This is a genomic window from Stenotrophomonas sp. (assembly GCF_031995405.1).
Lineage (GTDB): Bacteria > Pseudomonadota > Gammaproteobacteria > Xanthomonadales > Xanthomonadaceae > Stenotrophomonas.
The window spans coordinates 31,936-42,555 of the sequence record NZ_DAMAGC010000027.1 but is presented as its reverse complement, the minus strand read 5'-3'; the positions used below and the strand labels follow the sequence as shown (position 1 = coordinate 42,555).

Sequence of the window (10,620 nt, the reverse complement as noted above, 5' to 3'; positions counted from 1 at the left end):
GGCCGCTGACCGAGCAGGAACGCGCCGAGCAGCAGCGTCGTCTCGGCGAGCATCTGCGGCTGGTGGATGTGGTGATCTGCACTGCGGCGGTGCCCGGGCGCCCGGCGCCGAAGATCGTCACCACCGCGATGGTGCAGGGCATGAAGCCGGGCAGCGTGATCGTCGATCTGGCCGCCGAGACCGGTGGCAACTGCGAGGCAACCCGTCCCGGTGAGGTGGTGGAATTGAACGGAGTCACCATCGACGGCCCGCTCGACCTTGCCAGCCTCGGCGCGGTGCACGCCAGCGAGATGTATGCGCGCAACCTCTACAACTTCGTCGCGCTGTTCCTCAAGGACGGGGCGATCGGCTTCGACTGGGACGACGAACTGCTGGCCAAGACCCGCTGGGTAGCCGGCGGCTGAGGGAAGAGCAGCCACGCATGGCGTGGCTCTACCCGGCCATCCGCAACCCGGTAGAGCCACCCCACGGGTGGCTGCCCGCGATGCCGGAACAAAAAAGCAGCCACGCATGGCGTGGCTCTACGGGAGGTGCGCGCTCAGCGCTTCGGCGGCGGCGTGTCCTTGACCGGGTTGGCCTTGAGCCACTCCTGGCGCTGCTCCGGGGTCATTTTCGACCAGCGCTCGCGCAGGGCATCGCGCTGGGCCGGGCTCAGCTCGCGCATCTGCGCGAACAGCGCACGCGCCTGCTCTCGCTGCTCCGGGCTCATGTTCTCGAAGCGATGACGGCCACGCCGGGCCAGCTCGCGCTGTTCCGGGGTCATGCTCTGCCAGCGCTGGCCGTGCTGCAGCATGCGCTCGCGCTGCGGCGGCGGGGCGTCGTTCCAGCGATCGCGGACCGGTGCGATCAGCGCTTCGCGCTGCTGCGGGGTCAGCCGCTCCCAGTCGGGCAGGGTCGGGCTCTGCGCCCCGGCCGCCGCGCTCGCGCACAGCAGCACCAACGCCAGGATCAGTCGCGGTTTCATGTTCACTCCATTGCCAGGTCGGTCGTGCCCAGCCACACGTACAGATCGGGATTCTCGTCGAGCACATCGCTGCTGTCATCCACCGCGGTCGCCACCTGTGGTGCGGCCGGGGTGCGCGGCGCGTTGACGGTGAAACTGTAGCCCAGCGCCAGCGCAGCCACGGCCGAGCAGGCGGTCGCCATCCACCAGCCATGCACGCGCCCACGCCGTGGCGCAGCGGCCTGGCGGTCGCGGCGCAGCCGCGCCAGCGTGGCCGGCGACAGCTGCTGCAGGGCCTGCGCATGCAGCGCGCGCAGGGCGGTGTCATCGGTTACGGGCGGGGCGACGGGGCGGCTCACAGTTCGATCTCCAGGTGCTGCTGCAGCGCCTGCCGGGCGCGCGAAAGATGGGTTTTGACCGCGCCTTCGCTGCAGCCCATGGCCTTGGCGGTGGTGGCGCCGTCAAGCTGCTGCAGGACGCGCAGGGTGAAGGCCTCGCGCTGTCGCGCCGGCAGTTCGCGCAGTGCGGCCACCAGTTGCGCATACTGCTGGCGCTGCTCGTGGGCCTGCGCCGGGCCGGGCGCGGCATCGGCCCAGTCGATGTCATGGTCGCCGCCCTCCTCGTCGCTGCTGCGCCAGAAACGCAGGCGGAAGCCACGTCGGCGCTGCAGGTCGACCACGCGACGGCGCAGGATGCTCCAGAACAGCGGCGCCCACTCGGCGGCCGGCTTGTCCTGGTAGGACAGCATGCGCAGCATCGCGTCCTGCACCGCGTCCAGCGCATCGTCGCGCTGGCGCAGGCCGGCCTCGGCAAAGCGGAACGCGCGCGGGCCGATTCCGGCCAGGAACGCATCCAGCGACACCGGCAGCGCGGCGTCGGCCTGGTCGGGCAGTGTCTGCAAGGTAGGGCTCACCAGCACAGGGTAGCGCTCGCGCAGGGGGATACGGTGAGAACGCCCCAGCGCCGGATCGGTTGACCGGCCTGCAGATCGGTTCAGCGCATGGTTATGATGGGGGGACGGGAAGACCGCCTGGGAGACAGACTGCAATGAGCGACGGGTTCGTGGCGTTGTACATCTTCATGCTGGCCGCGATTGCCGGCCACGTGATCATTTCGCGGGTGCCGGTGATCCTGCATACCCCTTTGATGTCCGGGTCCAACTTCATCCACGGCATCGTGCTGATCGGGGCGATGGTGGTGCTGGGCCATGCGCAGACGCCGCTGGAGAAGATCATCGGTTTCATCGCGGTGGTACTGGGCGCCGGCAACGCCGCCGGTGGCTATGTGGTGACCGAACGCATGCTGGACATGTTCAAGCCCAGCGCCAAGCGCGACGCCGGGGAGAAGGCGCCTTGAACGTGACCACCGCGCAACTGCTGCAGTGGCTGGTGCAGGTGAGTTACCTGGTGGCGGCCACCCTGTTCCTGCTCGGCCTGCAGCGCATGGCCTCGCCGATGACCGCGCGCAGCGGCATCCGCTGGGCCGGGCTGGGCATGCTGATCGCCACGGTGGCCACGTTCTTCCTGCCGGAACTGCACAACATCCCGCTGATCCTGGCGGCGGTGGCCATCGGCACGGGCGTGGCCTGGTGGTCGGCCAGGCGCGTGGCGATCACCGACATGCCGCAGATGGTGGCGCTGTACAACGGCATGGGCGGTGGCTCGGCCGCGGCGATCGGTGCGGTGGAATTGCTGCGCTTCTCGTTCCTGGCCAACCGCGATACCACCCATTGGAGCGAGCAGGCGCTGGCCGACCTGGCCGCGCGCCAGCCATCGGCGACGGTGCTGGCGCTGGCGGTGATCGGCTCGGCGATCGGTGCGGTGTCGCTGTCCGGCTCGATCATCGCCTGGGCCAAGCTCGACGGCCGGCTGGACCGGCGGGTGACCTTCCCGGGCCAGCAGGCGTTCAACCTGCTGGTCGCGCTGGCGATGGTGGTGCTCGGCATCTGGGCTGCGGTCACCCTCAGCCCGGTGGCGATCGTCAGCTTCTTCGTGGTCGCCCTCGCACTGGGGGTGTTGATGACACTGCCGATCGGCGGGGCCGACATGCCGGTGGTGATCTCGCTATACAACGCCTTCACCGGCCTGGCGGTGGCCTTTGAAGGCTACGTGCTCGGCAACGAGGCCCTGATCATCGCGGGCATGATGGTCGGCGCGGCCGGCATCCTGCTTACCCGCTTGATGGCCAAGGCGATGAACCGGCCGATCAGCGGGGTGCTGTTCTCCAATTTCGGCGGCGGGGGCGTGGCGCAGGAAATCAGCGGCGCACAGAAGCCGATCGAGGCCAGTGACGTGGCCGCGATGTTGGCCTTCGCCGAGCGCGTGGTGATCGTGCCGGGCTACGGCATGGCCGTGGCCCAGGCCCAGCACAAGGTGTGGGAACTGGCCCAGCGCCTGATCGATCGCGGCATCAAGGTGAAGTTCGCGATCCATCCGGTGGCCGGGCGCATGCCCGGGCACATGAACGTGCTGCTGGCCGAAGCCGGCGTGCCCTACGATCTGATCGCCGACATGGACGACATCAACCCCGAGTTCCCCAACACCGACGTGGTGCTGGTGATCGGCGCCAACGATGTGGTCAACCCGGTCGCACGCACCGATCCGGCCAGCCCGATCTACGGCATGCCGATCCTGGACGTGGTCAACGCGCGCAACGTGGTGGTGATCAAGCGCGGCAAGGGCACCGGTTTTGCCGGTATCGAAAATGCGCTGTTCTACGCCGACAACGCCCGCATGCTGTACGGCGATGGCGCCGGCGCCGCCAGCGCGCTGGTCAGTGAATTGAAAGCGCTCGACGGCGGGCACTGAGGCCGCACCAGGAACGGCCGGCCGCTGGCCGGCTCCACGCGATGCCGGCACCGCCGACCGCCGGCCGGCCCCGCGCGACCCGGTAGTGCCGGCCGCTGGCCGGCTCCACGCGATGCATCAGCGACCGGGCACCGCCGGCCGCTGGCCGGCTCCACGCGACCCACGAAGTGAGCGCGTTTCTGTCCTGAGGTCATGAAGAGCCGGCCAGCGGCCGGCACTACCGGGGTCTATCCCATCGCCTGGCGCTGTAGCACGACCGCGATGCCGCTACCGCGCCACCCACCACCCGACCACCAGCCCAACCCCCAGCCACAGCCATTCGGCCGCGCCGTTGGCCAGACCGAGCAGGGTCCAGGCCATGAACGGGCCCATCCGCAACGCTGAATCCCACGGATTGAGCCCCATCGAGCCGCCCAGGTAGGCTGAGGCGATGCCCCAGTTGGCCGCCAGCGCCACCAGCACGGTGGCCAGCACGGTCACCGCCACGCGTGCCGGGCCGGCGCCGAACGTGCCCAGGCGCAGCATGAAGGCGATATCCAACGCCGCCAGCACTGCCATCCAGCCGGACTGGCGGCCGCTGAGCAGGGCGATGAACAACCAGGCCAACGTGGCCGTGACGACACCAAGCAGCAACATCGGGGGCCAGAGCCAGTGGCGGCTCCGGACAGGCACGGACGTGGGCGACATGCAATCTTCCTGTAAGTGCCCACAGGATACCGGCTTGCGGGGTGACCGGCGCGTGGGCGGCCACTGGGCTAAAATGGTCGCCTTGCGGGAATTGGCCGCGACCCCCATATCGATCCACATGTATTCCCGTAGCAGTGAACCTGTCCACTTCGAACGCGACTGCGAGGCCGTCATGGTCCCGCAGGGCGAAACGGTCACGCTGCCTGCCGGCAGCTATGGCTACATCACCCAGGCCCTGGGTGGCAGCTATACCGTGTTTGTCGAAGGCAATCTGTTCCGCATCGCCGGCAAGGATGGCGATGCCATCGGCAAGGAGGCGCCCCCGGCGCTGGAACTGCCCGCCGATGCCTCCGACGAGGAGGTCGAAAAACTGGTGTGGCAGCAGCTGCGCACCTGTTTCGACCCGGAAATTCCGTTCAACATCGTCGACCTGGGCCTGGTCTATGAAGTGGACCTCAAGCATCTGGATGATGGCCAGCGCGAGGTCGACATCAAGATGACCCTGACCGCGCCGGGCTGCGGCATGGGCGAGATCCTGGTGGACGATGTGCGCAGCAAGCTGGAAATGATTCCGACGGTGGCCGAGGCCGACGTCGAGCTGGTGTTCGACCCGCCGTGGGGCCGTCACATGATGTCCGAGGCCGCCCGGCTCGAAACCGGCATGCTGTAACCGCCTGCCGCCGCGCCTGCGGTGGAAGGCGTTCCCCGTAACCAGAACAGGAAATATCCGGTGTCCCAGTCTTCCGTGAGCTTCAACACCACCCGTTCCGCCACCCCGCGCAGCAGCGAGGAGCGTGATCGCATCCTGGCCGCACCCGGGTTTGGTCTGCACTTCACCGACCACATGGTGGAAGTGCGCTGGGACAAGGACACCGGTTGGCACGATGCCAGCGTGCGCCCGTACGGCCCGCTGCAGCTGGACCCGGCCGCTGCGGTACTGCATTACGGCCAGGAAATCTTCGAAGGCATCAAGGCCTACCGCCATGCCGACGGCTCGATCTGGACCTTCCGCCCCGATGCCAACGGCCGTCGCCTGCAGCGCTCGGCCCAGCGCCTGGCGCTGCCGGAACTGCCGGTGGAGATCTTCGTCGAATCGCTCAAGCAGATGATCGCCGTGGACGCCAGCTGGGTGCCGTCGGCCGACGAATCCAGCCTGTACTTCCGCCCCTTCATGATCGGCGATGAAGCCTTCCTCGGCGTGCGTGGCGCGCACAAGGCCGGTTACTACGTGATCGCCAGCCCGGCTGGCCCGTACTTCGCCAAGGGCGTGGCCCCGGTGTCGATCTGGCTGTCCACCGAGTACGCGCGTGCGGCCAAGGGCGGCACCGGCGCGGCCAAGTGCGGTGGCAACTATGCCGCCTCGCTGCTGCCGCAGCAGAAGGCGCAGGCGCAGGGCTGCTCGCAGGTGCTGTTCCTGGACCCGGTGGAAGGCAAGTACCTGGAAGAACTGGGCGGCATGAACGTGTTCCTGGTCTACAAGGACGGCACCCTGGTGACCCCGGCGCTGTCGGGCAGCATCCTGGAAGGCATCACCCGCGAGAGCATCCTGCAGCTCGCCCGCGACCGCGGCATGAAGGTTGAAGAGCGCAAGGTCACCATCGACGAGTGGAAGCAGGGCGTGGCCTCCGGCGACATCGCCGAAGTGTTCGCCTGCGGTACCGCCGCCGTGGTCACCCCGATCGGCCAGCTCAAGGGCGAAGGCTTCTCGGTGGGCGACATCACCGCGCCGGCCGGCGAAGTGACGATGTCGCTGCGCAAGGAACTGACCGACATCCAGTACGGCCGCCTGCCGGACCGTCATGGCTGGCTGGTGCGCCTGGACGCGTAAGCGTCACAGCGCCGATGCGACCCCGAAAACCCGCCTGGCCACAGGCGGGTTTTTTCATGCCCGCAGCAAGACGATCCCGCGCTCCGGGTAGTGCCGGCCGCTGGCCGGCTCCTCAAGACCCGACACCGCGCGCAGCTGGCCAACGGCCGGCGCTACCCCGGGGCGGATCGGCGCGTTGTCCAGCGGTGGCATCACCGCGCAGGCCCCGCCGCGCAAGGCTTGTCCGGGAATTGACGGCAAAGACAGCTGAAATGGACAGCGATTGACGCCTTCTGACCACTTCTACACGCCGGCGTTCCTTCACTTTCACAAACCCTCGACCCGGAAAGTCTCAGATCCGACATTTCATCTTCCTGAAGTGCGGCTGAAACATTGTTGAATGCGGATCGAGCCACTAGCGTCGCGATGGGCGGTTTGATTCAGGGGAACCGATCCAACAACCGGTTTCGATCCGCGCCATCGATTTCAGCAGCCCCCGGATCGGGACTGGATCTTCAGCCGCGCTCGCGGCATCCACAGTCTGAAAGGGAAATCCGATGTCTCATGATTCGCAACCCCGTTTGCGTCAACGTGCATTGGTTGTACTGGGCGCGTCCGTCCTCTCCACCCTGCTGCTGGCGGCCCCGGCGTTCGCCGGCGATGTGCAGCTCAGCGGCCTGTCATCGGCACCGAAGCACGATCAGTTCATCGTGAAGTTCAAGGACGGTGCCAGTCTGGTCGCCACGCCGACCGCGCTGGCCAGCTCGCTGAAAGCCGCTGCCGCCGCCGTGCCGGCTGCGCAGGGCCGCGCGCTGGGCGTGCAGAAATTGCGCCAGCTGGCCATCGGCCCGACGGTGGTCAAGGCCGACCGTCCGCTGGATGCGGCCGAAGCCGAGCTGCTGATGCGCCGCCTGGCCGCCGACCCGAACGTGGAATATGTCGAAGTGGATCAGTTGATGCACGCCACGCTGGTGCCCAACGACACCCGCCTGTCCGAGCAGTGGGGTTTTGGCACCAGCAACGCGTCGATCAACGTGCGCCCGGCCTGGGACAAGGCGACCGGCACCGGCGTGGTCGTGGCGGTGATCGATACCGGCATCACCAACCACCCCGATCTCAACGCCAACATCCTGCCCGGCTACGATTTCATCAGCGACGCGGCGATGGCGCGCGATGGCGGTGGCCGCGACAACAATCCCAACGATGAGGGCGACTGGTATGCCGCCAACGAGTGCGGTTCGGGCATCCCGGCCTCCAACTCGAGCTGGCACGGTACCCACGTGGCCGGCACCATCGCGGCGGTGACCAACAACAGCACCGGCGTGGCCGGTACCGCGTTCAATGCGAAGGTGGTGCCGGTGCGCGTGCTCGGCAAATGCGGTGGCTACACCTCCGACATCGCCGATGCGATCGTGTGGGCCTCCGGCGGCACCGTCAGCGGTGTGCCGGCCAATGCCAACCCGGCCGAAGTGATCAACATGTCGCTCGGCGGCAGCGGTACCTGCTCGACGACCTACCAGAACGCGATCAACGGTGCGGTTTCGCGCGGCACCACGGTGGTGGTGGCGGCCGGCAACAGCAACGCCAACGTGTCCACGTCGGTGCCGGCCAACTGCGCCAACGTGGTCGCGGTGGCCGCGACGACCTCGGCCGGCGCCCGCGCCAGCTTCTCCAACTACGGCACCGGCATCGATATTTCGGCCCCGGGCCAGGCGATCCTGTCCACGCTCAACAGCGGCACCACGGTGCCGGGCACGGCGTCCTACGCGTCCTACAACGGTACGTCGATGGCGGCGCCGCACGTGGCCGGCGTGGTCGCGCTGGTGCAGTCGGTGGCCCCGACCGCGCTCACGCCGGCGGCGATCGAGACGTTGCTGAAGAACACCGCACGGGCGTTGCCGGGCGCATGCAGCGGCGGTTGCGGTGCAGGCATCGTGGACGCGGACGCGGCGGTCACGGCGGCGCTGGGCGGAACCAATCCGAACCCGGGCACCGGGACAGTGCTCCAGAACAATGTGCCGGTCACCGGCCTGGGTGCTGCCAGTGGTGCGTCGCTGGCCTATACGGTGACGGTGCCGTCGGGCAGTTCGCAGCTGAAGGTGAGCATCGCCGGCGGTAGTGGTGATGCGGACCTGTACGTGCGTTCGGGCAGCGCGCCGACCGATACGGTCTACAACTGCCGCCCGTACCTGAGCGGCAACAACGAAACCTGCACGATCACTTCACCGGCGGCCGGTACCTGGCACGTGCGGGTGAAGGGCTATTCGACCTTCTCCGGGGTCACCCTGACCGCGCAGTACTGAGCCCAGATCCCTCTCCAATGGGCACGCCCCGGTTTCGGCCGGGGCGTTTTTTTTGGGATTGGTTTTTTTTTAGAAGCTAAAAGCCGAAGCTGAAGCAGGATCAAGATCAACGGCCGCGAGTTCGTGCCTGGTCTGGCTTGGGCGGGTACGGGTGGGTTGGCGGGACACGCCGCAAGTACGTCCGTGTAGGCTCGCATGCGCCATCCATGGCGCATGACGGTCCCGCCAACCCACCCGTACCCACCCTTTGACAGGGTGCTGGTGCGCAATGAAAGAGCGGAAGCGGGAAGCGGAAGCGGGAAGACGAAAGCGGCGGCGCCGGCGTTGTTTTGCCCGCATTGCTTTTCCACGGCTACCAGCCAAATGTCGAGGGTGGGGGTGTGTGAGGTTGCGGGACCGTCGTGCGCCATGGATGGCGCACGCGAGCCTCCACGGATGGATTTACGGCGTGTCCCGCAATCTCACACATCCCCGCCCAGCCCAGTACGCTCGAGGAGTGCGGCTTTTAGAAACCCCAGCCGATCAAGCTTCCTCGAACCGATTGGCGGCCACGTTCTTTCGCACGTGTTCGGGATTCCAGATGCGGCCGTTCATGGCGATGTACACGCCGCTTGCCAGCGACTGCACCGCGCCGATGGCGCAACCGATGTTGAACTCCGCGTCCGAACCCCGGAAGCGCGCCGGGCTCAATGCGCCGGTCATCACGATGGTCTTGTCGGCGATGGTCTTGAGCACCTGGCCGGTCTGCACCATCGAATCGGTCCCGTGCGTCACCAGCACGTGGCGGGTCGGCTGCGCGGCGATGGTGGCGCGGATCAGTTCGCGGTCGTCATCGGTGATGTGCAGCGAATCCTTGCGCAGGATCGGAATCACGTTGAAACGGAAGGTCACGCCCAGCTCGCGCAGGATCATCCCGATCTGCGGATCGCCGATCTGGTAGTCCGACTTGTCGTCGAAGTAGATCTTGTCGATCGTGCCACCGGTGGTGATGATCAGTAGTTCTTCCATTGCGGGCATCCTGGATAGCGGTCAGAACCGCGCGGGCACCCCGCGCCGGGATGCAGATGATACGACCGCCAGCGCCGCCTCGCAGCCGGGGCGACGCGCGCGTTCAGCGCTTGCCGAAGCGGCGGCGCAGGCCCGGCGTGCTCGCCACGCCGATCACCGCCAGCGCCAGCAGCAGTTCGGCCCAGGCCCAGCCGGCGGTTTCCCGGTGGCTCCAGGCGCTCATCACCCCGTGGCTGAACCAGAACAGCGCCAGCACGCCCGCCCAGAAGGCCGCCTTGCCGCGGCGCAGCCACACGCCCAGGGCCAGCAGCAGCGGCGGCAGGGTGAACACCAGCTGCGTGGCCAGCCAGTGCTTGTCGTGGGCGAACCACAGCGCATACACCGCCGCCAGCGCCACCAGCAGCAGCGCCAGCGTCGCGTCCTGCGTGCGGCCCTTCATGCCAGCCGCCGCGCGATGTCGGCCACGCGTCGGCCCAGCGCCCGGGCCAGGATCGCCTCATCCTCGCTTGGCACCGGATTGTCGTCGGCGCCGGCCACATGGCTGGCGCCGTAGGGCGTGCCGCCGGTGGTGGTGTGGCTCAACGCGGGCTCGGTGAACGGAATGCCGACGATCAGGCAGCCGTGGTGCAGCAGCGGCACCTGCATCGACAGCAGCGTCGATTCCTGGCCGCCATGCAGCGAGGCAGTGGAGGTGAACACCGCCGCTGGCTTGCCGGCCAGGGTGCCATTGACCCATTCGGCGCCCAGCCCATCCAGGAAATGCTTGACCGGCGCCGCCATGTTGCCGAAGCGGGTGGGGCTGCCCAGGATCAGGCCGTCGCATTCGGCAAGATCGCTGATCTCCACGTATGGCGCGCCGTCGTCGGGCACCGGCGGGCGGGCGGTCTGCGTCACCGCGGCCACCTGCGGCACCGTGCGCAGCCGCGCGCTCATGCCGGGCACCTCGCCGATGCCACGCGCGATCTGGCGGGCCAGCCGGGCCACCGAACCGCCGCGGCTGTAATACAGCACCAGGATTTCCGCCATCGCGCTTCACTCATCGGGACCAGCGGCCAGTATGGCGAT

General features: G+C 67.8%; 12 protein-coding genes and 1 pseudogene. 6 read left to right on the top strand and 7 right to left on the bottom strand.

The genetic code is table 11. The features are described 5' to 3' along the window. A pseudogene (locus RTO53_RS07155) lies at positions 1-404 on the top strand (NAD(P)(+) transhydrogenase (Re/Si-specific) subunit alpha); the annotation flags it as partial. Positions 405-538: 134 nt separating this feature from the next. Here RTO53_RS07155 and RTO53_RS07150 read toward each other — a convergent pair. Genes RTO53_RS07150 through RTO53_RS07140 form a run of 3 tightly spaced genes read right to left on the bottom strand, consistent with a single transcriptional unit; the run spans position 539 to position 1,844 of the window. Continuing rightward, positions 539-964, bottom strand: a complete 426-nt coding sequence (locus RTO53_RS07150; RefSeq protein ID WP_312237132.1) for a DUF3106 domain-containing protein — start codon at positions 962-964, stop codon at positions 539-541. Between the two features lie 2 nt (positions 965-966). Beyond that, positions 967-1,302: a hypothetical protein gene (locus RTO53_RS07145; RefSeq protein ID WP_312237131.1), complete on the bottom strand. Its 336-nt coding sequence runs from the start codon at positions 1,300-1,302 to the stop codon at positions 967-969. Beyond that, positions 1,299-1,844, bottom strand: coding sequence for an RNA polymerase sigma factor (locus tag RTO53_RS07140; protein ID WP_312237130.1), 546 nt, complete (start codon positions 1,842-1,844; stop codon positions 1,299-1,301). The genes RTO53_RS07145 and RTO53_RS07140 overlap by 4 nt, the downstream gene beginning before the upstream one ends. Positions 1,845-1,990: 146 nt before the next feature. Between RTO53_RS07140 and RTO53_RS07135 the strand changes: the two genes are divergently transcribed. After that, positions 1,991-2,299: an NAD(P) transhydrogenase subunit alpha gene (locus tag RTO53_RS07135; protein ID WP_019182396.1), complete on the top strand. Its 309-nt coding sequence runs from the start codon at positions 1,991-1,993 to the stop codon at positions 2,297-2,299. After that, positions 2,296-3,750, top strand: coding sequence for an NAD(P)(+) transhydrogenase (Re/Si-specific) subunit beta (locus RTO53_RS07130; protein WP_312237129.1), 1,455 nt, complete (start codon positions 2,296-2,298; stop codon positions 3,748-3,750). The genes RTO53_RS07135 and RTO53_RS07130 overlap by 4 nt, the downstream gene beginning before the upstream one ends. Before the next feature lie 267 nt (positions 3,751-4,017). On the opposite strand, the gene RTO53_RS07125 is transcribed toward RTO53_RS07130, so the two are convergent. After that, positions 4,018-4,437, bottom strand: a complete 420-nt coding sequence (locus tag RTO53_RS07125) for a hypothetical protein (RefSeq protein ID WP_312237128.1) — start codon at positions 4,435-4,437, stop codon at positions 4,018-4,020. A 118-nt stretch (positions 4,438-4,555) separates the two neighbouring features. Between RTO53_RS07125 and sufT the strand changes: the two genes are divergently transcribed. From sufT to RTO53_RS07110, 3 genes are all read left to right on the top strand, one after another. Continuing rightward, positions 4,556-5,107 carry a putative Fe-S cluster assembly protein SufT gene (gene sufT, locus RTO53_RS07120; protein ID WP_019182393.1) on the top strand — a complete coding sequence of 184 codons (552 nt, stop codon included), beginning with the start codon at positions 4,556-4,558 and terminating at the stop codon, positions 5,105-5,107. Positions 5,108-5,167: 60 nt separating this feature from the next. Beyond that, a complete protein-coding gene (locus tag RTO53_RS07115) occupies positions 5,168-6,265 on the top strand; it encodes a branched-chain amino acid aminotransferase (RefSeq protein WP_312237127.1) in 1,098 nt (365 codons plus the stop codon). 536 nt (positions 6,266-6,801) lie between these two features. Then, positions 6,802-8,547, top strand: a complete 1,746-nt coding sequence (locus RTO53_RS07110) for a S8 family peptidase (protein WP_312237126.1) — start codon at positions 6,802-6,804, stop codon at positions 8,545-8,547. 522 nt (positions 8,548-9,069) lie between these two features. Here the strand turns inward: RTO53_RS07110 and RTO53_RS07105 are convergent. From RTO53_RS07105 to wrbA, 3 genes are all read right to left on the bottom strand, one after another. Then, on the bottom strand, positions 9,070-9,555 hold the full coding sequence (locus RTO53_RS07105) for an asparaginase domain-containing protein (RefSeq protein ID WP_256774991.1): 486 nt from the start codon (positions 9,553-9,555) through the stop codon (positions 9,070-9,072). Between the two features lie 103 nt (positions 9,556-9,658). Then, positions 9,659-9,994 carry a DUF2069 domain-containing protein gene (locus RTO53_RS07100; RefSeq protein WP_312237125.1) on the bottom strand — a complete coding sequence of 112 codons (336 nt, stop codon included), beginning with the start codon at positions 9,992-9,994 and terminating at the stop codon, positions 9,659-9,661. Then, complete coding sequence (gene wrbA / locus RTO53_RS07095) at positions 9,991-10,581, bottom strand: NAD(P)H:quinone oxidoreductase (RefSeq protein ID WP_312237124.1); 591 nt, start codon at positions 10,579-10,581, stop codon at positions 9,991-9,993. Before wrbA ends, RTO53_RS07100 begins: the two co-directional genes overlap by 4 nt. Positions 10,582-10,620: the final 39 nt, after the last annotated feature.